This window comes from Pseudomonas sp. TH34, assembly GCF_016650865.1.
Taxonomy (GTDB): domain Bacteria; phylum Pseudomonadota; class Gammaproteobacteria; order Pseudomonadales; family Pseudomonadaceae; genus Aquipseudomonas; species Aquipseudomonas yamanorum.
The window spans coordinates 629,279-653,037 of record NZ_JAEKFB010000035.1; the positions used below are offsets into that span (position 1 = coordinate 629,279).

13 protein-coding genes, 1 rRNA gene and 1 pseudogene are annotated in these 23,759 nt (G+C 58.8%); 11 read left to right on the forward strand and 4 right to left on the reverse strand.

From position 1 onward, the window contains the following. Both JFU58_RS32060 and JFU58_RS32065 read left to right on the forward strand, forming a co-directional pair. A pseudogene (locus tag JFU58_RS32060) lies at nt 1–5,675 on the forward strand (LapA family giant adhesin); the annotation flags it as partial. Nucleotides 5,676–5,823: 148 nt separating this feature from the next. Beyond that, a complete protein-coding gene (locus JFU58_RS32065; RefSeq protein ID WP_017478018.1) occupies nt 5,824–6,162 on the forward strand; it encodes a hypothetical protein in 339 nt (112 codons plus the stop codon). Between the two features lie 42 nt (nt 6,163–6,204). Here JFU58_RS32065 and lapD read toward each other — a convergent pair whose 3' ends face one another. After that, nucleotides 6,205–8,151 carry a cyclic di-GMP receptor LapD gene (gene lapD / locus JFU58_RS32070; protein WP_201143104.1) on the reverse strand — a complete coding sequence of 649 codons (1,947 nt, stop codon included), beginning with the start codon at nt 8,149–8,151 and terminating at the stop codon, nt 6,205–6,207. 14 nt (nt 8,152–8,165) lie between these two features. Continuing rightward, nucleotides 8,166–8,858: a cysteine protease LapG gene (lapG, locus tag JFU58_RS32075; protein ID WP_026078039.1), complete on the reverse strand. Its 693-nt coding sequence runs from the start codon at nt 8,856–8,858 to the stop codon at nt 8,166–8,168. 268 nt (nt 8,859–9,126) lie between these two features. On the opposite strand from lapG, the gene JFU58_RS32080 reads away from it, so the two are divergent. From JFU58_RS32080 to JFU58_RS32100, 5 genes are all read left to right on the forward strand, one after another. Then, the gene (locus JFU58_RS32080; RefSeq protein ID WP_017478015.1) at nt 9,127–9,837 is read left to right on the forward strand and encodes a GntR family transcriptional regulator; all 711 of its coding nucleotides are present in this window, start codon (nt 9,127–9,129) and stop codon (nt 9,835–9,837) included. Nucleotides 9,838–10,340: 503 nt separating this feature from the next. Continuing rightward, nucleotides 10,341–11,105 carry a DUF3050 domain-containing protein gene (locus JFU58_RS32085; protein WP_063033675.1) on the forward strand — a complete coding sequence of 255 codons (765 nt, stop codon included), beginning with the start codon at nt 10,341–10,343 and terminating at the stop codon, nt 11,103–11,105. Further along, entirely contained in the window at nt 11,102–12,049 is a 948-nt protein-coding gene (locus JFU58_RS32090) for a diiron oxygenase (RefSeq protein ID WP_093203180.1), read from the forward strand. The genes JFU58_RS32085 and JFU58_RS32090 overlap by 4 nt, the downstream gene beginning before the upstream one ends. Continuing rightward, nucleotides 12,046–15,456, forward strand: a complete 3,411-nt coding sequence (locus JFU58_RS32095; RefSeq protein WP_201143105.1) for an amino acid adenylation domain-containing protein — start codon at nt 12,046–12,048, stop codon at nt 15,454–15,456. Before JFU58_RS32090 ends, JFU58_RS32095 begins: the two co-directional genes overlap by 4 nt. Further along, a complete protein-coding gene (locus JFU58_RS32100) occupies nt 15,453–15,902 on the forward strand; it encodes an SRPBCC family protein (protein ID WP_201143106.1) in 450 nt (149 codons plus the stop codon). Before JFU58_RS32095 ends, JFU58_RS32100 begins: the two co-directional genes overlap by 4 nt. 113 nt (nt 15,903–16,015) lie before the next feature. Here the strand turns inward: JFU58_RS32100 and JFU58_RS32105 are convergent, their stop codons facing one another. Beyond that, on the reverse strand, nt 16,016–17,896 hold the full coding sequence (locus JFU58_RS32105) for a methyl-accepting chemotaxis protein (protein ID WP_201143107.1): 1,881 nt from the start codon (nt 17,894–17,896) through the stop codon (nt 16,016–16,018). A gap of 278 nt (nt 17,897–18,174) precedes the next feature. Here JFU58_RS32105 and JFU58_RS32110 point away from each other — a divergent pair, with 278 nt between their 5' ends. From JFU58_RS32110 to JFU58_RS32125, 4 genes are all read left to right on the forward strand, one after another. Next, the gene (locus tag JFU58_RS32110) at nt 18,175–18,675 is read left to right on the forward strand and encodes a sigma-70 family RNA polymerase sigma factor (RefSeq protein WP_093203194.1); all 501 of its coding nucleotides are present in this window, start codon (nt 18,175–18,177) and stop codon (nt 18,673–18,675) included. Beyond that, a complete protein-coding gene (locus JFU58_RS32115) occupies nt 18,672–19,655 on the forward strand; it encodes a FecR domain-containing protein (protein WP_201143108.1) in 984 nt (327 codons plus the stop codon). The genes JFU58_RS32110 and JFU58_RS32115 overlap by 4 nt, the downstream gene beginning before the upstream one ends. Before the next feature lie 105 nt (nt 19,656–19,760). After that, on the forward strand, nt 19,761–22,253 hold the full coding sequence (locus JFU58_RS32120; RefSeq protein ID WP_201143109.1) for a TonB-dependent siderophore receptor: 2,493 nt from the start codon (nt 19,761–19,763) through the stop codon (nt 22,251–22,253). A 71-nt stretch (nt 22,254–22,324) separates the two neighbouring features. Continuing rightward, nucleotides 22,325–23,500, forward strand: a complete 1,176-nt coding sequence (locus JFU58_RS32125) for a PepSY-associated TM helix domain-containing protein (protein ID WP_201143110.1) — start codon at nt 22,325–22,327, stop codon at nt 23,498–23,500. 81 nt (nt 23,501–23,581) lie between these two features. Here the strand turns inward: JFU58_RS32125 and rrf are convergent. Then, a 5S ribosomal RNA gene (gene rrf / locus JFU58_RS32130) occupies nt 23,582–23,697 on the reverse strand. Between the last annotated feature and the right edge of the window lie 62 nt (nt 23,698–23,759).

Sequence of the window (23,759 nt, forward strand, 5' to 3'; positions counted from 1 at the left end):
CCACCATCAGCACGGCCACTGGCGGCAACTTCGAGAAACTGGTTCCGGATAACAGCCATCCAGCGGTGACCACCATCACCGACTCGATCGACACCACGACCGTTAAGTTGAGCACCACCGATACAGCCATCACCGAAGGCGGCCAGATCACCTACACCGCCACGCTTTCGAATGAAGCGCATGCGCCGGTTACCGTGACCCTGTCCAACGGCCAGGTGATTACCATTGATTCCGGCAAAACCACCGGCACTGTGGTTTTCCAAACGCCGGTCAATGACGTTTACAACAACGGTTCCACCGTCAGCACCACCATTACGACGGCTACTGGCGGCAACTTCGAAAAATTGGTTCCGGATAACAGCCATCCAGCGGTGACCACCATCACCGACTCGATCGACACCACGACCGTTAAGTTGAGCACCACCGATACAGCCATCACCGAAGGCGGCCAGATCACCTACACCGCCACGCTTTCGAATGAAGCGCATGCGCCGGTCACCGTGACCCTGTCCAACGGCCAGGTGATTACCATTGATTCCGGCAAAACCACCGGCACTGTGGTTTTCCAAACGCCAGCCAACGACGTTTACAACAACGGTTCCACCGTCAGCACAACCATCACCACAGCCACTGGCGGCAACTTCGAGAAGCTGGTTCCGGATAACAGCCACCCAGCTGTCACCACCATCACCGACTCGATCGACACCACGACCGTTAAGTTGAGCACCACTGACACCGCCATTACTGAAGGCGGTCAGATCACCTACACCGCGACTTTGAGCAACGTCGCTCACGCCCCGGTGACCGTGACCTTGTCCAACGGCCAGGTGATCACTATCGATTCCGGTAAAACCACCGGTACCGTGGTCTTCCAGACTCCGGCTAACGACGTCTACAACAACGGTTCCACCGTCAGCACGACTATCACCACAGCCACTGGCGGCAACTTCGAGAAACTGGTTCCGGATAACACCAACCCGCCGACCACTGTCATTTCGGATTCGATCGACACCACCACCGTTACCCTGTCGACGGCCAACACCGCGATCACTGAAGGCGGCCAGATCACCTACACCGCGACCTTGAGCAACGTCGCTCACGCCCCGGTCACCGTGACCTTGTCCAACGGCCAGGTGATCACTATCGACTCCGGTAAAACTACCGGTACCGTGGTCTTCCAGACACCCGCCAACGACGTCTACAACAACGGTTCCACCGTCAGCACCACCATTACGACGGCCACTGGCGGCAACTTCGAGAAGCTGGTCCCGGATAACAGCCACCCAGCTGTCACCACCATCACCGACTCGATCGACACCACGACCGTTAAGTTGAGCACCACTGACACCGCCATTACTGAAGGCGGCCAGATCACCTACACCGCGACCTTGAGCAACGTCGCTCACGCCCCGGTGACCGTGACCTTGTCCAACGGCCAGGTGATCACTATCGATTCCGGTAAAACCACCGGCACCGTGGTCTTCCAGACTCCGGCTAACGACGTCTACAACAACGGTTCCACCGTCAGCACGACTATCACCACAGCCACTGGCGGCAACTTCGAGAAACTGGTCCCGGACAACACCAATCCGCCGACCACCACGATTACCGATTCGATCGACACCACGACGGTTGCGCTGTCGACGGCCAACACTGCCATTACCGAAGGCGGCCAGATCACTTACACCGCGACCTTGAGCAACGTCGCTCACGCCCCGGTGACCGTGACCCTGTCCAACGGCCAAGTGATCACCATTGATTCCGGCAAAACCACCGGCACTGTGGTCTTCCAGACCCCACCCAACGACGTCTACAACAACGGCTCAACCGTTAGCACGACCATCACCACGGCCACTGGCGGCAACTTCGAGAAACTGGTTCCGGATAACAGCCATCCCGCTGTCACCACCATCACTGACTCGATCGACACCACCACGATCAGCATCACTGGCGATGCTTCGGTGAACGAGGGCCAGACAGCCCACTACACCCTCACGCTGAGCAACCCGGCGGCCACTGACGTGACCGTCACGCTGAAATACAGCGGCACGGCCACCGACGGTTCGGACTTCAACGGCGTCTACACCGTGAAGATCCCGGCTGGCGCCAGCAGTGCAACCTTCAACGTGAACACCCTTGACGACAAGCTGACCGAGCCTACCGAAACGCTGGTGATCACCATCGACAAGACTTCCGGTGGCAACTTCGAGAAGCTGGCGATCAGCGGCACCAATGGCAGCATCAGCACCAATATCATCGATAACGACGCCCCGCCGGTCATCGACCTGGACGCCAACAATTCCAGCGGCGCCACCGGTGCGGATTACAAGGTGACGTTCACCGAGGGCACCACCGGGCCGGGTGTGTCGATTGCTGACACCGACATCAAGATTACCGACCCGGACAGCACGATGCTGACCGGCGCCACCGTCACCCTGACCAACGCGCAAGTGGGCGACGCGCTGAACCTGGGCAATAGCGTCAACGGCATCACGATCAACTCCAACAACCAGACGGGCACCATCACCCTGACGCTGTCGGGCACCGCGACGCTGGCCGATTACATGACGCGGATCCAGAACATCACGTTCACCAACAACAGCCATGACCCGAGCACCACGCCGCGGATCATTACCGTGACGGTGACCGATGGCGGTAACTACTCCAACGTTGCCACCGCCACTGTCAACGTGGTGGCCGTCAACGATGCGCCGGTCGCTACCGGCAGTGCCGTCACGGGTACCGAAGACACGCCGCTGGCCCTGGCCTGGTCGAACTTCGGCGTGACTGACGTCGACTCGCCACAAGCGAGCCTCGGGGTGAAAATCACCGAGCTGCCGGTCGCTGGCAAATTGCAGTTCCTGGCAGCGGACGGGGTGACCTGGTCCAACGTCACCAGCGGCCAGACCTTTACCAAGGCCCAGATCGACGCCGGCCAATTGCGCTTTACGCCCAATGCCAACGAGTCCGGGACCGATGGTTACGGCGGTACTGGCATCGGCAATAAACAGGCTGACTATGCGCAGTTCAAATTCCAGCCAACCGATGGCAAGGATCTGGGCACTGCCGCGACAGTGAAAGTCGATATCACCCCTGTGGCGGATGCACCGAACCTGACGGTGGCAGATAACACCGTGAATTCCGTGGGCCTGACCAAGCAAAGCTGGAACAGCATTGCGAACCTGGGCACCAGCGGCAACGGCGCTGCACCGGCAGACCTGAAAAACGCGATTGATAACGCCGGCACGCCGAACACCAGCACCACCGTGACCACTGTCGTGTCTGAAGCGAACGTTGCGGGGGGCTCTGGCTCCAAGACTTCCGGCCTGATCTACATGGAAGCCGGGAAGAGCTACACCTTCAGCGGCACCGGCGATGACAGCCTGGTGGTCAACGTTGGCGGCAAAGACGTAGCGAGCGCGCTGTGGGGCACCAACAGCGGCAAGTTCAGCGGCTCGATCACCCCTACCGTCAGCGGCTACTACAGCATCGAGATCTACCACGCCAACCAGTCCGGACCTGGCAGCTATAACGTCAACGTGCAAATCGGCAACGGTGCGGTCCAGCCCCTGAACACCAGCGGCATACCGCTCTACACCGGCGTCAGCGACCTGATCAATGCCGGCGTAACGCTGTCCGACCTGCACGGCAGCAACGGCGACGGTTACTACACCGGCTACAAGCTCAACGAAGGCCTGGAGAACGGCTCGGTGCACCTGTCCAAGGTCACTACCAGCCTGACCGATACCGACGGTTCGGAAAGCCTGAGCGTGAAGATCAGCGGGATTCCGGCGGGCTCGGTACTCACCGATGGTGCCGGGCATACCTATAGCGCCGGCGCGAGCACAGGTGAAGTGAACGTAACGGGCTGGGACTTGAGCACCCTGACCATCAAGCCACCGACCTACTACAGTGGCCAGTTCAACCTGACGGTGACCTCGACCTCGACTGAAAGCCTGGGCGGCTCGGCCGTTACCACCGCGCAGTTGCCGGTCACGATTTACCCGGCGAACTACAACTCGATCACCGCAACGTCGGGCAGCGACAACATCACCGGCACCGATGGCAATGACATCGTGGTCGCGGACATCGGTGGCCTGAACGTGGTGCAAGGCAAGAACTACAACATCGCGTTCATGGTCGACAGCTCCGGCAGCATGAGCACCGATTCGGTCAACGCGGCCAAGGCGTCGCTGACCTCGGTGTTCAGCTCACTGAAAAACAGCCTCGGCGCCAACACATCGGGCACCGTGAATATCTTCGTGGCGGACTTCGATACCCAGGTCAATAAATCGGTGGCGATTAACCTGAACGATCCAAACGCGCTGGCGATACTCAAGGGCGTGCTGGATTCGATGGTCTCCGGTGGCGGCACCAACTATGAAGATGTGTTCAAGGCCACCGCCAACTTCTTCCAGAGCAACCTGGCGACCGGCAATACCGGCGCGACCAACCTGACTTACTTCATCACTGACGGCCAGCCGACGTACTTCCAGAACGGCGAACAAACCAATCCGGTGGTCACCGACTTCTACAACTACAACACCACCGATGGCCGGCTGGATGACTACATCAACACCAACAACTATCAGTTGGGCAACGCGTTCTCGATCACCGTCGGCAGCAGCAAGCTGCAACTGATCGACAGCGCCGGTCAGGTTCACAAGTGGATGCAGAACTGGAACGGCAGCTGGTACGACAGCGGCGTCATCGGCACCGTGCATGCCCAAGGCGACGGCACCTATGAGGTCTCGTACCTGGACGGCAGCGGTAGCAGCACCAGCTCTGCGACGACCAGCAATGCCGGCAGCGGGTTTGCATTGCTCAGCGGCTTGTCCAGCGTGGAGGCCATTGGCATCAACAGCGGGGTCAGCCTGAATGACCTCAAGCCATACGACTCGGACGGCAAGCCACAGAGCAACATCGATCCGAAGGACTTGGCCAACGCTATCCTGGGCCACACCGAGGCGACCTTGCCGGGCTCTGACACCATCAACGGGGGCGATGGCAATGACATCATCTTCGGTGACCTGGTGAGCTTCAGCGGGATCACCGGCGAGGGCTACAACGCGCTGCAGGCCTTCGTCGCACAGAAAACCGGAATGGCCGTCACGGCCGTCACCACGTCGAACGTGCATCAGTACGTGACCGAACACTACGCCGACTTTGATGTGTCCGGCGCCAAGGACGGGAACGACACGCTGCTGGGCGGCGCTGGCGACGACATCCTGTTCGGTCAGGGCGGCAACGATTACCTCGATGGTGGCAAGGGCAATGACATCCTGCTGGGCGGCACCGGCAACGACACGTTGATCGGCGGTCCGGGCAACGACATCCTGGTGGGTGGTGCCGGTGCTGATTTGTTCGTGTGGAAGGCTGGCGACTTGGGCAACGACGTGATCAAGGACTTCAAGGCCGCGGACGGTGACCGGATTGACCTGCGGGATCTGTTGAAAGGTGAGAGCGACAGCACCATCGACAACTACCTCAAGATCACCACAGTGGAAGGCGTCTCGACGCTGCAAGTCAGTACCGAAGGTAACCTGAACAAGGCCGGCGGCCTGGCCAACGCGGATGTCACCATCAAGCTGGAAGGCAACGACTGGTCCCACACCAGCATCAACTCGCTGATCAGCGGTGCCGACCCGACCATCAAGATCGATCACACCGCCTAAGCCTGCGTTCATCGGCCGCCCAAGCGGCGGCCGATGTACATTAACGGCTCGTCACTGGCTCTGTGGGACGGTTGCACCGCATACTCGCGCCCATTACCCACCGTTAGCCTGCGTTGATGGCTGCGGGCTTCATTGCTGAGGGATTGTTATGTTTTATGTGCAACGTGATGCCCACGGCGGGCTGATTCGCGTAGAGGCCGCGGCCTTCGCCGAGTCAACGGAAACGCTGCCGGCCGATCACCATGAGATTCAGGCGTGGTATGCCAACACGCTCGTAGAGACCAGCCTGAATCAGCTCAAGCAAAGCGACCTGGAGATGATTCGGGTTCTGGATGACTTGATCCAGGTGTTGACCAGCAAGGGCGTGATTCGCGTCACCGACCTGCCGCCGGCGGCCCAGGCCAAACTGTTGGATCGCAACCAGGCGCGGGAAGCACTCGGCGGGCTGAACAGCTTGATCAACGATGAAGAAACCGGGCTGATCTGAGGCCCCATACAGTAGCCGCTGCCTCAGCAGCGGCGACTCGCATTACTTCCAGGGCGCCGGCTCGCCAAACAACTGTCCCTGCACGCCGAAAATACCCATCGCGCTGATCACCGCCAACTCACCCTCAGTCTCCACACGCTCAGCGATCAGTGGCAGGTCAATGCTGTGTGCGGCACGCTGGATGGCTTCGATAAACAGGCGTTTGTCGCTCTCTTTGTCTATGTCGCGAATGTAGCTGCCGTCAATCTTCAGGTAGGCCAGGCCCAGGCGCGCCAGGTTGCCGATCATGCTGAAGCGCCCGCCGAAACGCTGCAGGCTCAAGGAGAAATTGAGCTCGCGCAGGCGGTGGGTCAATTGCTCAAGCACCGCTTGTTCCGGCAGTTGCTCTTCGCCGATTTCCAGGGTCAGCCGTGGGCCAAGATTGGAGTGTTGGCGCAATAACTCGAACACTCGATTCAGGGCTTGAGGGTCGGCAAAGGTCGCGGCCGACAGGTTCAGCGCGAGGGATTCGGTGTGGCCGGCCATCTGTTTGAACACCAGCTCCAGCATCATGCGGTCAAGGCGCGCCGACCAGCCGAAGCGCTCAAGCCATGGCAGGAAGCGCCCCGCCGCAATCGTCTGCCCTTGGTCGTCCTGCAGGCGTGACAGCACTTTGTAGTGCAGCACCATCTGCGGGTCGTCGCTGGCAACCACCGGCTGGAAATACAGCTGAAAACGTTGCTCGGTCAACGCACGGTCGAGCAAGGTATGCCAGGCATGATGGTCATCGCCAACACTGACCGTCGCGCTATGGTCCAGGCACACCCAACCGGTGTCCCCCTGGGTCTCCGCCTGGGCCAGGGCCTGGTCGGCCAGTGTCAGCACAGCTTGCGGTGCGTCGCCATGGTTGAACGGTGCCAGGCCGATGTAAGCGACCGGCGTGACATCGCTGGCACCCGTGGCTTGCAGGCTAAGCAGGACGTTTTCCAGGTTTTGCGCCAGCTGCAACGCCTCTTCGCGAACCAGCCCCGGCGCCAGCACGGCAAACTCGCCGCCGCGGATCCGGGTGACCAGGTTGTGGGTTTCCGGGTACGGCTCGCACTGACGCAACAGTTGCTCGCCCACCGCCTGCAGCAATTGGTCGGTGCGCTGGCCGCCCAGGCGCTGGTTGAGTCCGGCCAGGTCCTTGACCCGCAGAAGCAGCAAATAACCGGAGTTGGTCTCCTCCGGATTACTCACCCGGGCGTTGAGTTGCATCTCGAAATAGCGCCGGTTAGCCAGGCCGGTGAGGTTGTCCTGGTATGACTCGACTCGCAGCCTTTCACTGCGCTCGGCCTGCTCCTGAAACAGGGCCTTGAGTTTCTCCACCATCTGGTTCATCGCCTGCACCACACGACGTAACTCCGGGGTGCGCGGCAGTTCGGGCAAGCTCAAGAATTCCCGGCGGGCAATCGCATGGGACTGTTTGACCATGTAGTCCAAGGGCTTCAATTGTCGGCGCAGTAACAGGGCTCCCAGCACGGCGCTGACAGCGCCACACAGCAACAGCCAGCCAAGGCTGCCAAGCGCGCTTCGCCAGAGCTTGGCCAGGGCGAACATCGGATGGCTGACCACCTCGACCCGTGCCGCCTGCTCCCAGCCACGGTTAACCAGGGCGTCGCCACCCGCCGGCTCCAGGCCGATCAGGTTGACGAACCATTTGGGCACCCCATCGCTGTCGGGGGTACCGTTGCGTTCGACAATGACCTGGTCATTCTTCAGGTCCACCACGCGGATGCTGGCGTAGTAGCCGCTGTCGAAGATCGAGCTGACCAGCAACTCCACCATCGCCGGGTCATCAATGTTGGGGGTCAGCGACAGCGCCAATGCGGTCGCGGCGTCCTGCGCATGGGAGCGCAACTGGTTGACATATTGGGTGCGCGAGCTTTCCAGGCTCACCATGAAGCTGCCGCTGAAGGCGACCACCAAAAACAGACAGATAGCGATCAAAAGCTGTTTGAACAGAGACATCTGTACAGGTACTCCTAGTTGGCAGGCTCGGCTGGAAAGCCTTCCGCACGCATTTTTTTCAACACATCCTGCCAGCGTGACAAGCGTTTGGTATCACCGACTTTTTTGTCGCCCTTGGCGCCCGGCAACCATAAGCCTTCAGCATTGAAGGAATAGACGGGCAGCAAGTCGGTACGCTGGCTTGCGGGCTGGATCTCATCGGTCAGGCTGTCGAGCACCAGCGGCATCGCGTCCGGCGTCGAGTAATAGGTCAAGACCATGTGGGCGCGATTCTGACGCAACGCCTTGACGTAGGTAATGCGCAATTTGTCGCTGGCGACGCCCAGATGACGCAAGCTGAAATACTTGGCGATTGCATAGTCTTCGCAATCCCCGGCGCCCTTCCACAGGGCTTCGATAGGGGTTTCCCAATAGTCCACCTGATGCCACAGGTCGATGTCTTCCACATAATGCATTTGCTTGTTGAAGAACAGGTTGACTACCTTAAGCTGCTCCTGCTCGCTGACTTGCTTCTGCGTCGCCAACAACCGTTGCCAGGCGTCAATGCGCTGTTGCCCTTCTCCCAACGGGCCGTACAGTGCCGTCGCTTTGCGGCTGATCTGGGAGAAATCCCAATCGGCATGCAACCCGCCAGGCAATAAGCCAGCCAGCAGCAGCACCGAAAAAAGCCAGCGCAGGACCCAAGGGGGAATAAAACGTACCGCCAAAGCGTTCAATCCGTAGAAGAAGACGGAGTAGCGTTGGATGGTGAAGGTTCGAATGGTAAAAAACAATGGCACGGTGCAATCACCGCAACAGCACCCACTTTTCCATCGCGACCGTAAGACGCAGCAAGCAAGAAATGTGGGTCAAAAAGCAGCATTGTTGAGTCGCTTACAAGCCGAAACCTTGCCTGTTTGACAAGCTTGTGGACAAACTCTAGTGTGCATTGGATCCAATTAGCCACCTTACCCTGAAAAGGAGGATAGCGTAGTCGTGACGCAGAAGCCGAACCCTTTGAGCAGCATCCAGATCAGCGGGCCCATCCCCGCCCATCTCGCTCGCTCCGTGATTGAAGAAACATTGCGCAACGCCATCCTGGATGGCCGCTTGCCCTGCGGCACCGCTATGCGCCAACAGGAACTGGCCAGTTTGTTCGGCGTTAGCCGGATGCCGGTGCGCGAGGCACTGCGTCAACTGGAAGCCCAGTCACTGCTGCATGTGGTCACCCACAAAGGCGCGGTGGTGGCGCCGCTGATTGAAGACCATTCGGCAGAAACCTATGCGCTGCGCATCCTCCTGGAGTCCGAAGCGCTGCGCTTGTCGATTCCCCTGCTCACGCCCGATGACATTGCTCAGGCTGGCGCCTTCATTGATGCGCTGGAACGAGAAAGTGACTACACCGAAATCGGCCGCCTCAATCGCCTGTTTCACATGGCGCTATATGGCAAGGCAGGCAATCAGCGGCTGCTCAAGCTGGTTGAGCACGGCTTGAATGAAGAGGAGCGTTTCCTGCGCTTCAACCTCGAAGCCATGGGCCTGGGCAAGACATCCCAGGAAGACCACCGGGAACTGCTGGATTTGGTGGCGAAAAAGAAGATCGAGGAAAGCATCCTGACGTTGCGTAACCACCTCACCCGCGGCATGGAGGTGATTACGGGTTACCTCAGGAGTCTTGAGCAGAGCGACGATAAAACCTCGCTGTGAATACCTCAGGGAACTGAACCTCCCCCTTCGACCACATAGCGCTGCGAAGTCACTTGGGTCGGGGGAGCTCAGTGCATCACGGCGGAGAAGTTCTTGCCCGGCGAAACATCAGTTAAACATAACTACTCCAGCTTAATATTTAATACCCAAGGAAACTTCCCACACCCCATAGAACATACTAACTACAGCAACACATTTATTTGCAAACTCTTATAAAACTAAAAATCGCTGAACACTCAATCAGACTATTGTTTTTTATTACCCAAACTCCAAATCTCCCAAACCAATAGCGTGAACTCGTGCTCGGGCGTCACTGTGAGTGGCGTTCCTTTAAATAAAGCCTTGTGTTTTGTCACCGCGTGCGACTTTTTGAATAACGGCGCCAGCCTCAAGCATGGTTAGTCCGCTATCAAGGCATCCGCGCGCGTGAAAACCAATGTTTATTTGTCGCTGAAGCAAAACGCTTTTATCAGGGAAAAGATAACGACTTATAGGCATCGACCATGTTCCAACACTCACAGCTGCTTAAACGAAAGCAGCAGCAGTTGCACAGCCATCCATTATTCGTACAAATAAATACGCTGCAAAAGTTGCAGTTCTTTATGGAAAACCACGTGTTCGCCGTTTGGGACTTCATGACACTGACCAAGCGCCTGCAACATGACCTCACGGGTATGCGCCTGCCCTGGTTACCGCCAACGGACCCACAAGCGGCTCGCCTGATCAATGAAATCGTACTGGGCGAAGAGTCGGACGCGTACCCCGGCCACGGACATGGCAGCCACTTCGAGCTGTACCTGGAGGCCATGCGTGAAGTCGGCGCGAATACAGCGACCATAGAGCGGTTCGTCAGCCTGCAACGTGACGGCAACGACGCAGAAACGGCCCTGCAAAAAATCGATATTCATCCTGTCGTGACCCGGTTCGTCAGAAGCACGCTGCAGGTTGCCCTGAACGCGCCGACTCACTGCGTAGCGGCAGCCTTTCTGCACGGCCGCGAGAGCGTCATCCCGACCATGTTCAAACGCATCCTGGAGAGCTGCGAGATAGCTCACCGCCAGGCACCGACCTTCTGCTACTACCTCAAGCGCCACATGGAAATCGACGCCGAAGAGCACGGCCCGGCGGCGGCGCAATTACTGCAACGCCTTATCCTCGCCGACCCGAGTCGCGAGCAGCAAGCCAACAGTAGCGCCCTCGGCGCTGTGGAAAGCCGCCTGGCCTTTTGGGACGGGTTGTACCTGCTTCTGTTGGAGGTGAGCGCATGAACCCTGCCGACTACCGCTCATTTGCCGACGACTGGGAGCGTCGCGCGACTATCCGCACGCGCCCGCGCCGCTTGCTGGAAAATGACCACAAGCTGATCTATCCCTTGAGCCGGCAACCCTTGGTGCTGAGCGCGACCTTTGTCGATCACTGCCCACAGCACCGGGATTTTGTCTTGTTGCAAACGTTCTACAAATTCATCAACGACGTGGTGATCTTTGAAACCGAGATCGTCGACAAGACCGCACGCAGCATTGCCAAGAATCGCTTTTCAGTGCCCTTCCCGCTCGCCTGTCGCTACGACGCCATGACCGTAGTGGTGGATGAGGATTACCACGCCCTCGTCGCCCTCGATTTCATGCAACAGACCGTCGAGATGACCGGCATCCCGGCCCTGGATCTGCCTGGGCAAATCGAGCTGAGCCGCGCCTTGCCTGCCGCGCTGGCGCTGGCTCCCGAGCACCTGCGGGATGCCGTGGAACTGATCGCGGTGGCCATCGCCGAGAACACGGTGACTCATGAGGTGGCGGCGTTTTCCAAGGACGACAGTGTCAAGCAATCCATCCGTGGATTGATGGCCGATCACTTGTGTGACGAGGGCCGTCATGCGGTTTTCTGGACGCGTCTGGTGCGTATTTATTGGCAATCTGCAAACGCTTTGGACCGCGACTGCATCGCCCAGATCCTGCCCGTGTTTCTCCAGCATTACTTGACCCACGACCTACAGAAAATCTTCGACCTGCAATTGATCGAGCACCTGGATGTCAGCGACGGCACGCGCTCCGCGCTACGCGCTGAAGTGCAGGCGATGGGCTTCCCCATTACCCGCCAGCACCCACTGATGGGCAATATCATGGGGTTCCTGAATCACAGCGGCCTGCTGCAAACGCCGAGCGTGGTTCAGGCGTTGGATGCCTTTCTTCCGGTATCAGGAGGGCACCCATGAGGCACCTGAAGATTGGGCTGACGGGCTCCAGTGCGGCGTTGAATGAAATCAGCAAGACTCTGGAGCAATACGGTCATGGGTGGGTGCGACCACAGGATGTAACCCACGTCGACCTGTTGATTGATGACGGTAGCGAGGAGGTTCCGCCAGACCTGACTTGCACAGCCTTGATGAGCCTGCGCCTGGGTATGGGAGCGTTGACCGACTACGGGCTGCCGATCCTGCAGTTCAGGTGTTACGGCCGCTCACGGCGACTTGTGGCAACCCTGGACGTTGCCGGCGAAGCCTATGGGAATGGTCAACGATTGCGTCAACAGGCGGTCAGCGACCTGGTGGAATGGGTGGCCCAGCAAGTGAGTGGGTTCTCCCGGGACCCGGACCATTTCTCGCAGACGGCCGTCGCCTCGGATGATCCGGAACACGGTCTGCAAGCGCTCGCATCGCTGGCGTACCTGCATCGCTTTAATCTGACAGCTGATGTGGCGCTGCGGCAACACGCCCAGGTGCCAATGATCGAGCGACTGGAAAACAGTCTTCAAACCTTCTCCGAGCGGCCGGCGCTGAATATTGCAGGCAACGTGCTGAGTTATCGACAGTTGCATCGCAAGAGCCTGGCTATCCAGCAACGTCTTTGGCCTCTGCTTGGACGCCACGACACACCTCCGGTGATCGGTGTCTGCCTGGGCAAGTCTCCAGAGCTGTATGCCAGCATCCTCGCGGTGCTGGCCTGTGGCGCGGTGTACTTGCCCCTGGAGCCAGGCCACCCGCTGCAACGCCAGCAAGTCATGCTGGAAGCCGCCGGCGTCGCGATGCTGCTGGATGACGGCAAGTCTCCACTGCGGGACGTTTTTTCTGCATTGGATGTGAGTACTCTCGACACCCCCGACAACCCGCCGCTAATGCGCCAGCGCCCATCCATGGACGCCCCCTGCATGGTGCTCTACACCTCGGGCACCACCGGCCAGCCCAAGGGCGTGCTGCTCAGCCAGCACAATCTGGCGCATTTCACCGCGTGGTTCGGTGGCCATGTACAACTGAGCGAACACAGCCGGGTTTTGCAGTTCTCGCCCTTGAGTTTTGACTCTTCGCTGATTGATATTTTCCCGAGCCTGATCGCGGGCGCCGAGTTGATCGTGCCCAGTGAGGACCAGCGACGCGACCCGCTGCAACTGGTGGAGTTGCTCCGCCAAGAGCGCATCACCCACGCCTTCCTGCCGCCGGCGCTGCTGAGCATTCTGCCGCTGGATCAACCCTTGGGTCTGGCCCATGTGATCACCGGCGGGGACGTATGCGAACCCTATGTCATCGAGCAGTTGTCCGGGCAGTGTCGCCTGCACAACTTCTACGGGCCCACCGAAGCCACCGTGCTGGCGACCCACCGCACGTTGCTGCCAGGCGACAGTAACCGCAACCTCGGCACCCCCATCGCCAACAGCCAGGTACTGATCCTCGATGGGCTACTGCAACCGGTGGATGAACAGGTGATGGGCGAGCTGTACATCGTCGGCCCTGGCGTCAGCTTGGGTTACCTCAACCAGCCGGCGCAGACCGCGGAACATTTCGTAGAGCTGGAATTGCCCGACGGCCAGACCTTAAGGGCCTACCGCAGCGGCGATCTGGCGAAATGGACGGAAAGCGGCATCGAACTGGGCGGGCGCCGAGATCAGCAAGTGAAGATCCGAGGCTTCCGGGTCGAACCGCAAGAGATCGAACATTGCCTGCGCAGCAGTCAGCTGTTTCGCCAAGTGGCGGTGGTGATTGATCGTGACCGGCGAATCCTGGCCTTTGTCGCTCAGCCCGAAACACCAGACGCCCTGGATGCACTGAAGCAGCATGCCCGACAAACACTGCCGGACTATCTGCGGCCAACCCTATGCACGGAGCTTGCGCGCATGCCATGCACCCACAATGGAAAGGTCGACCGCCAGGCATTGCTTGCGCTAACGACGCAACCGCTGCCGGCCATCAATCACAGCGAATCGTACACTCCGATGCAAGTGCAGTTGCTCAACCTGTGGAGCGAGTTGCTCGGCGTACCAGTCACGCAGCTGTCGACGGACGACAGCTTCTTCAATCTTGGCGGCCATTCCATCCTCCTGTCGACGATGCTGCTGCGTATCCGCGAGCAGTTCGGGCGCAGCCTCTCCCTTAGCCGTTTTTTTGAGACTCCCACCGTCCGCACCCTCGCCACGCTGATGGGTGACGATCCACCACCCGAAGCACCGACCGGCCAGGCAACCCGGGATGCGCTGCGTGAGCTGCATTGGCAAACACTGCCAGCGGACCGGGCGGGCGAACGTCGTAAAGTGATCGTGACCGGGGCCAACAGTTTTCTCGGGGTGCATATCGTCGAGGCGTTACTGGCCGAGGGCGCACTTGAAGTGGCGTGCCTGGTGCGCGAGCACCCCGGACATTCAGCGACCGAGAGGTTTGCCGAGGCGCTGCGCGAATACCGCCTGGAACACCTGGACCTGAGCCGGGTGCGGGTGTATGCCGCCGACATCAGTCAGCCGCGCCTTGGCTTGGCCAGCGAGGCGTATGAGTACCTCGCCGGGGCGTTCGGCGTGTTGGTGCACAACGCCGCCCACGTCAATCACGTAATGGACTACGCCACGCTGGCCAAGGACAACGTCGAACCGGTGCTGGAATGCCTGCGCCTGTGTGAAACCCGGTGCAAGAAGGTCTTCAATTTTATCTCGACGTTGTCGGCGGCCAGTAGCATCGACGCCCAAGGCCAGGTGCTCGAGACGCTCGCCGCCAGCACCCCGCCGCTCTACATACAGAATGGCTACAACCTGTCCAAATGGGTCGCGGAACGCTTGCTGGGGCGCGCTGCCGAGCAAGGTGCCTGGGTCAATATCCATCGCCCCGGGAACATCAGTTTCAACAGCCGCAGCGGTGTCTGCGAGCCACAGAAAAATCGCCTGATGTTGATGCTCAAAGGCTCACTCCAACTGGGCCTGGTGCCCCGCCTCAAGCTGAATTTTGACCTGATGCCCGTAGACTTTCTTGCCCGGTTTGTTGCGTTCCACAGTGGCCGCCGTGGTGATGGAGGGACCGTGTTCAACCTGCACAACCCGCAGCCCTTGAGCTGGGAATCCTACGTCGACGCCTTTCGCCAGGCAGGCCATGCATTCGAACTGGTGAGCGTCGCCCACTGGCAACGTCATCTGCACACGGTGGACAGTCGCAATGCGCTGTTCGGCGTACTGGGTTTCTACCTCAATGGTATGGGCGAGGATATCGGCGATACATCAATGATCCGGCATGACAACGCACGACGTGGCGTCGAGCAGATGGGCACGCACTACCCCGAAAAAAATCCGGCGCTGTTACGCATGGGCTGCGAGTACCTCAAGCGCATCGGCTTCCTGCCATCAAGCTCTCAACTGGAGGAAACCCTATGAAACCCGATACGTTGATTCGCAACCCTTGCGGCAAGCCTGTGGTGTCTTCAGTGACGGTTGCCTGTGATGCCGCCCGTGCGTGGGCGGTAGTCGGTGACTTTGCTGGCTTTGATAGATTTATCCCGGCCTTGTCCCACATCGAAATGACCGGTGCAGGCACGGGATCGCTGCGCAAGAAATGCTTCCACGATGGAAATCTGGTGGTGGAACAACTCAACAGCCGTGATGAGCAGGCCATGCAGATGACCTGGACAACGATTTACAACACTTTGGGGGTGGCACGGCTGTGGGCAGCCATGAGTGTCGAACCGCTGGAAGCGGGCTGTTCACGGGTGACCTGGACGATCATCGCCGAGCCGGTTGAACCGGGTGTGGAAGGGTTTGCGCCGTTTGTGCAGGCATTCGCCGACAGCGCGCTGGAGCATGTGCGAGCGATGTTTGGCTAAACCTGTAGAAGCGAGCTTGCTCGCGAAAAACGAATAGGCGAAACGGGCTATCTGGTAGCGCTGCGTTAGCGTTGACGTTCTTCGCGAGCAAGCTCGCTCCTACAGGTTAATCATCAGATTTTGAAACTGTCGACCAACTGCTTCAGCCGGTTGGCCTGTTGAGACAACGCGTCGCAATCCTTCAAGGTTTCGTTGAGGTTGGCCACGCCTTGCTGATTCAGCAGGTTGATCTGGTTGATATCGACATTGAGAGTTTCCACCACGGCGGTCTGCTCCTCGGTGGCGGCTGCTACCGACTGGTTCATTCCGTCGATCTCGACGATCCGCTGAGTCACGCTGACCAGGCGCTCACCGGCCTGGTTGGCGACCTCGACGCTTTCTTCGCTGGAGGTCTGGCTGGCGTTCATCGTGGTCACGGCCTCACGCGAGCCAATCTGCAGCGAGGTGATCATTTTGTGGATCTCCTCCGCCGACTCCTGGGTGCGGTGCGCCAGGTTGCGGACTTCATCTGCCACCACGGCAAACCCACGCCCAGCTTCACCGGCGCGCGCAGCCTCAATCGCAGCGTTGAGGGCCAGCAAGTTGGTTTGCTGGGAGATGCCTTTGATCACATCCAGGATGTGGCCGATGTTGTCGGTGCTGGCGTTCAGGGTTTCAATCTGAGTGCAGGACAGACTGATTTTTTGCGAAAGCTCCGACATCGCCAGGATGGTTTTCTCCACGACCTTGCGCCCGTCATCAGCCTGCTCGCTGGCACCGCTGGCATGTTGCGAAGCATCAGCGGCGTTGCGCGCGATTTCCTGAGTGGCAGCCCCCAGTTCGTTGATTGCCGCGGCCACGCTGTTGGTGCGGGCGCTTTGCTCGTCGGAGCCGACGATCGATGCGTTGGACGAGGCCATTACGCGCTGGGACAGGTCGTGTACCTGACGGGTGGCCGAGGAAACTTCGGAGATTGACGCGTGAATACGCTCGACGAATTGGTTGAAGGCACTGCCCAAGTCACCGAACTCGTCCCTGCTTTCCACGGTCAGGCGACGGGTCAAGTCACCCTCGCCCTGGGCAATGTCCTGCATGGCGCGACCCATGGTGGTCAGCGGGCGCATCAAGACCTGAATCAGCAGGCTCAGGAACACCGCGATAGCAGCCACTGCAATGAACATGGCGATCAATGCCGAGGTGCGGAACTTGCCCAGCGGTGCGTAGGCTTTGTCTTTGTCGATCGACAGGCCGATGTACCATTCGGCATTCGGTAACCCGCTGATGGGGGTGAAGGACAGAATCCGTTCCTGGCCATTGAGGACCACTTCCTGGCTGACCTTCTCGATGCGTACGTTGGTGCCCGGGTAGATGTCCTTGAGGTTCTTCATCACCTGGTCCTGGTCCGGGCTGACGATCACCTGGCCGTCACCGCTGACCAGGAAGGCATGGCCGATGCCGCCGAAATCCACCGAGTTGATGATCTTCACCAGGGTTTGCAGGCTCAGGTCACCGCCAACCACGCCTAGCAGTTCACCATTCTTTTTCACCGGCATCGCGATGGTCACGATCAGCCCACCTACCGCTGCCATATAGGGCGGCGTGAGCATCGTCTTGTCGGCGGCCACCGCTTGTTTGTACCAGGGACGCTGACGCGGGTCGTAGTCATCCGGCATTTTGGCGTCGGGCCGTTGGGTGAACACGCCGTTGGTTGAACCGACGTAGGTGAACTGGAAGTTGGAGGTGAATGCCGACTGGTCGACCAACCCCGGAAGATCGGCAGCGCTGCCCTGGTGGGCCACGTTTTGCGCCAGGCTTTCCAACACCAGTACCCGGCCGCTGAGCCAGTTCTGCACACTGCTGGCGGTCAGCTCACCGGATTGCTGGATGGACGATTCCAGGTTTTGCCGGATGGTGTTGCGCTGCAGGTAGTCGTTGTAGAACGTGAATAACGCGAAGGCCAGAACCACTACGCCTGACGCGGCCAACAGAATTTTATGACTGAACTTGAGATTCATTTCATTGACTTCTTTTTGCCAAAAGGGGGTGAGCGTGCCGGATGCAACATTCCATGTAACGGGATAGGCAGACTCTGCGACTGCTCTATTTCGGTGCACGCATGGCTCGTCAGGCTGTCGGCCAAGTCAGGATAAATCTTAGGAATTTGTGAGAAGCATCTGCTTTTAGCGTCAGAAGCCGACCAGCGGTAGGCCCCTGACGTGAGAGTTGCAAAATTTTTCAGCCTTGTCGACAATGCGACTAATTATCATTTGTGACGCTTTGCCAGGCCGCGTGAATGCCCTCTTCCGAGTACGCAGTACAGACGCTTTACAGCAACCATCATGGCTGGCTGAACACGTGGCTGCGCAGTCGCCTGGGTAATGCAGCAGATGCGGCGGACTTGGCCCAGGACACCTTTGTGCGCCTGCTGCAAAAAACCGAACGCTTCGAACTCAAGGCTCCTCGGGCCTTCCTGCGCACCATCGCCCGAGGCCTGGTGATCGATCATTGGCGTCGCGAAGAAATCGAGCGCGCCTATCTGGAGTCCATCGCGCATTTGCCCGACGCCTTGGCACCGAGTGCTGAAGAGCGTGCGCTGATTCTGGAATTGCTGGAGTCCGTCGCCCGGCTTCTGGACGGACTCAAGCCCAAGGTGCGCAAGGCGTTTCTACTGGCTCAGTGCGACGGGCTGACATACAAGCAGATTGCGCAGCAGATGGGCGTGTCGTTGCGCTCGGTGGAGCGGTATGTCGCCGAGGCCCTGTATCACTGTTATGTGCTGCGGTATGAGGCATGACCCCGATGGATAACGCGGCGCGCTCCGGGCCCGACCCGCAGGTGGTCAAGCAGGCCATCAGCTGGATGCTGCGCTTGCGTAACAATCGCGCGAATGTCCGGTTGAAGGCGCAGTGCGAGCACTGGCGTGAAGCTCATCATGAACACGAGCTGGCCTGGCAACGCGTGCAGGCGCTGCAGCATGAATTGAGCAGCCAATTGGCGGCGATCCCCGGAGCCCATGTGGCGCTGGAGAACAGTGCCCAGCGCCTTGGTCGTCGGCAAGCGTTGAAGGTGTTGTCCGGTGTTCTGTTGATGGGTTCGGCGGCCTGGCTCAGTCGAGACCTCACCGGCTGGCAGCGCTGGACCTCGGACCTGGCTACCACCACCGGCGAGCGTCGTAGCGTGCAACTACCGGATGGCACACGTCTGCAGCTCAATACCGACAGCGCAGTGGACCTGGACTTCAACCCGCAACAGCGCCTGATCACGTTGGTACGCGGGGAAATCCTGGTGACCTGTGGCGCTGCGGCGACCACACCGCTGCTGGTTCGCACCCGCCATGGCTTGTTCGAAGGCATAGACGGGCGGTTTGTGGTGCGCCAGGACAGCAATTGCACACGCTTGAGCGTCGCGTCAGGCAACGTGGCGATTCATTCACCGCATACCGCCGACGGCCTATTCACTCAAGTGCATGCAGGAGAAAGCTACCTGGTGCGTCAGAACGAGGCCGTTTTCGCGCCGCCTTCGGATATGGATACCGGGGCCTGGGCGGATGGTTTGATCGTCACCCGCAACATGCGTCTTGCCGATTTTCTGGCGGAGGTGGCGCGCTATCGCCAAGGTTATCTGGGCTGTTCAAGTGATATCGCAGACTTGCGCTTGTCGGGTGTTTTTCGCCTGGAAGACACTGAGAAGCTGTTGGCAATCCTTCCGCAGACGCTGCCCGTGCGTCTGCGCTATCGCACACGCTGGTGGGTGAGCCTGGAACGTCAGGCCTGATTATTTTTGTCGCGCCTGATTTATTTTTGGCGGCTTTTTTCCGTGAGTCCGGCTTAGACAGTAAGCAATTCAATCTGCCTTCAGCGACCTCTACGGATCTCGATAATGACTGTGCGTTTTTTCAGTAACTCACCCTCTTCCTACCCTTTGCTCGGTAAAGCCGTACGTGCAGCGTTGCTGTCGACCACGATAGGCATCGGCTTGCTGCCGGTTGCCGGTGTCGCGGCTGATAGCGGAGTCGAGCGTATCAGCCAGCGCTATGACATCCCTGCAGGCGCGCTGAGCGATGCGCTCAATCAGTTTGCCCGTCAGGCAGGCATCACCCTTTCCAGCACGCCTGTGCAGACTCAGGGCCGCCAGTCTCCCGGGCTGCACGGGGAGTACTCTGCCGAACAGGGTTTGAACCAGTTGCTCAACGGGTCAGGATTACAGGCGCAGGCCCAGGACGACGTGAGCTTCGTGTTGCAGGCCCGGCCCGAGAGCGAGGCGCTGACTTTGCCGACCACCGACATCAAAGGCTTCGCTCTGGGTAATGCCCTGGGCAGCATGGAGGGCTACAACGCAACTCACAGCCAGATCGCCACCAAGACCAGTACCGCGTTGCTGGAAACGTCCCAGACGGTCTCAGTAGTGACCCGCGAGCAGATGGACGACCAAGGCTCGCAAACTGTTGCCCAGGCCATGCGTTACACCCCTGGCGTGCTGACCAACCCATATGGCGCGACTCACCGCTATGACTATGTGGCGATGCGTGGCTTCAACGACGGTTCGGTGGATAACATCTACCTCGACGGTTTGAAATCCATGGGTGACAGCGGCACCTACAGCACCATGCAGGTGGATCCGTATTTCCTTGAGCGCGTGGACATTCTCAAAGGCCCGTCATCGGTACTCTACGGACGCAGCTCGCCGGGTGGGCTGGTGGCGTTGACCAGCAAGAAGCCGTTGTTTGAGCCCTACCATCAGGTACAGGCCACGGTGGGTTCCCAAGGCCAGCGAGGCATGGGGTTCGACTTCAGCGGCCCGGTGGATGACGACAAGCGTATTGCCTATCGACTGACCGGGCTTGCGGACAAGTCCGACACACAATTCGATCATGCCAAGGAAAAACGCTACGCACTGGCACCCACCTTGAGCATCGACTTTACCGATGACACGTCCCTCACACTTCAGGCTTATCTGCAGCATGATCCCGACGGTGGCTACCACGGCGGTATGCCGGCAGATGGCGCGTTGCATCAGCGCAATGGCCAGCGGATCTCCAATCACTTCTTCGAGGGCGAGCCGGACATTGATGGGTACAAGCGGGATCAACAGTCGTTCGGCTACCAATTTGAGCATCGCTTCAATGATGTTTTCACCGCGCGGCAGAACTTTCGGTATCTGGATTCCAAGGTCCGGCTGGACCAGGTGTATGCCTATGGCTGGACCACGCCCACCAGTAATGAGCTGAATCGCTACTATTCAGGCGGTGACGAAAAGCTGCATGCGTTCATCATCGACAACATGCTGCAGGCTGAATTTTTTACCGGTGCGACGAAGCACACGGTGTTGATGGGAGCAGACTATCAACGGCGCAAAACCGTTGTGGACTGGAGCAGCGGCTCTCTTGCGCCGATCAACGCGTTTAATCCAGTGTATGGCAACTCCGAGATCAGCTATTACAGTCCAACCAGTTATCTGCGTCGGCTTGAGCAGACTGGTGTTTACCTGCAGGACCTGATTGAGATGGACAAGTGGCGGTTCTCCCTTGGGCTGCGTCAGGACTGGGTTGAGACCTCCGATGAAAACCGCATTGCTGAAGCGGGACGGCCGCTGGGCACGGAGATCAGTGATAAACGTACCAAGCTGACTGGGCGTGCAGGAGCGCTTTACCTGTTTGATAACGGTCTCGCGCCCTACGTCAGCTATTCCGAGTCCTTCAATCCGAATTCCTATTCGGACAGTGCCGGCAATCCCCTGGCGCCAACCGACGGAACTCAATGGGAAATCGGCTTGAAATATCAGCCGCCGGGTACCGACAACCTGTTCACCGCTTCGCTGTTCCGTATCGATCAGGAAAACCTGGCGACCAAACTGCCACAGGAAAACTTCTATCGCGCGGTAGGAGCTGTGCGCTCCCAGGGCTTGGAGTTGGAGGCGCATATGCAGCTGACTGACAATCTTAAGTTGCTGGGCAGCTATACCTTCACTGACATCGAATATTCAAAGTCCATGGTCAGCACGTTGAGTACGGCGGACAACGTGATCGAGAACAAGGGAAATTCGCCGACCCAGGCGCCGCGTCATATGGCCTCGGTGTGGGCCGACTACAAATTCGACAGCGGCGCGCTGGATGGCCTGCGACTCGGCGGTGGCGTTCGGTATGTCGGCTACAGCTGGGCGGATGCGGAGAACACCATGAAGGTACCTGCCTACACGCTGTTTGATGCCTCGATGGGTTATGACCTTGGCAAGGTGGGCTTGAAGGGTGTGGATGTGCGCCTGAATGCCAACAACCTGACGAACGAGTCTTACGTAGCGTCGTGTGCCAGCCTGAACTTCTGCTACTTGGGTGAAGAGCGCAACGTCAGTGCGACGGTGAGCTACCAGTTCTAATTTCTCTCGATTCATCCAAAGCCAGTTCCTGATTCCAGGCGCTGGCTTTGTCGTCTTTGCAGGAAAACTTTATGCGTGCATTGCTGGTTTTATTTCATCGCTACATCGGGTTGGCGACGGCGTTGTTTCTGATGATGGCGGGGATTACGGGAAGCCTGCTGGCGTTCAACCACGAGCTGGATGAATGGCTCAATCCAGGGTTCTATGCAGCAACGGCCAAGGGCCGTGCATTGCCGCCAGGTGAACTGGTGGATACGTTGCAGGGGCAGCATCCCAAGCTGCAAGTCTGGTACATGGAGTATCCACAAGAGAGCGGCCATACGGCTATGTTGGCGGCAGTTGCCAGAAACGATCCGGCGACGGGCAAACCCTTTGATGAACCTAACCAGGTTTTCTATCTCGATCCGGTCAGTGGGGAAGAAATGGGGCGGCGCTTTTGGGGCGCGTGCTGCTTTCAGCGTGAAAATCTCATCCCGTTCATTCTGGAGTTTCACTACAACCTGACACTGCCGGGTAATTGGGGTTTGTGGCTGATGGGGTTGGTGGCGATTGCGTGGGTGTTCGATTGTTTTATCGCGCTGTGGCTGACCCTGCCGAGAGGCAAACCTTTCTGGAAGAACTGGTCCACGGCTTGGAAGATCAAGGGCGGTCATGCTTACCGGTTGAACTTCGATCTGCATCGGGCAGGTGGGTTGTGGCTTTGGCTGTTGTTGTTGCCGATTGCAGTCAGCAGCGTGGCGATGAATTTGCCGAGTCAGGTGTTCAAGCCTGCGGTGTCGCTGTTCTCACCGGTCGAGGCCAGCGTCTATGAGGCCCGCGGCAGGTTACCGGCCGAACAATTGGGCGTGACCCAACTGAGTTATCAACAGGCCTATGAGCGGGCGCTGGAGGAAGGCAAGCGGCTGGGGCTGACGGCGACGATTGGAGAGCTGTATTACAGCTTTGAGTACAACTTTTATGGGGCTGGTTTTGGGCGACATGATACGGAGGCCCATGGGAAATCCTGGCTGTTTTTCCATGGGACGGATGGGCATTTATTAGGAAAGGAAATAGCAGGGCAAGGCACGTTGGGAGAGCGCTTTTATAGGCTGCAACTACCGATCCATGGGGGCAGGATCATCGGGCTGACGGGGCAGGTGTTGATTGCGCTACTGGGGGTTGTGATCGCGATGTTGTCTGCTACCGGGATCTACATCTGGTGGCGCAAGCTATTGGCCAGGCGAAGCGGTAAGGCACGTAAGGGGTGAGCAGGTACGGTTTGTAGTTTACGTGGCCCCTAAACGACAAAACTCCTGTCTGCGTTAGCAGACAGGGGTTTCGGAATTCGATCTTGACGATGACCTACTCTCACATGGGGAAACCCCACACTACCATCGGCGATGCATCGTTTCACTGCTGAGTTCGGGATGGGATCAGGTGGTTCCAATGCTCTATGGTCGTCAAGAAATTCTGTGTACCAGACCGTTGCGCTAGCAACGTGCCGGTGAAAATCATGGACTTCTACAT